The following is a 282-nucleotide window of genomic DNA, read 5'->3' as shown; positions in this document are numbered from 1 at the left end:
CAATCGGGGCTGAGTAATCAAGCTGGGCACTGTACTTATCCCATCGTCCTGCTGAGAGTACGAGTTTACCTTGAGAGGCATGAGTACTCGCTGTCTTTGAGTGTAAATTAACAAAACCACCATTACGCTGACTGCTACCGAGCAAAACCGGTGGCGCACCTTTGACTACATCAATTTGCTCAACGGCATTAAACGAAACTGGGATACCAAAGCCATTATTACCAGCTTGGCGACGCATACCATCTTGATATAGCTCACCTAATTGACCCCGCAAAGTGGGTA

At 47.2% G+C, this 282-nt stretch carries 1 protein-coding gene; it reads right to left on the bottom strand.

Features of this window, described 5'->3' with window-relative positions; translation table 11 throughout:
• Positions 1-238: hypothetical protein (locus tag ACO0LB_RS20955; RefSeq protein ID WP_423052682.1), on the bottom strand; the 238-nt coding region annotated here is incomplete at its 3' end.
• Between the last annotated feature and the right edge of the window lie 44 nt (positions 239-282).

The organism is Undibacterium sp. SXout7W (assembly GCF_049339385.1).
In the GTDB taxonomy this organism is placed as follows: domain Bacteria; phylum Pseudomonadota; class Gammaproteobacteria; order Burkholderiales; family Burkholderiaceae_D; genus Undibacterium.
Note: the sequence above shows the minus strand (reverse complement) of the source record. Positions and strands in the feature narration are given on the sequence as shown.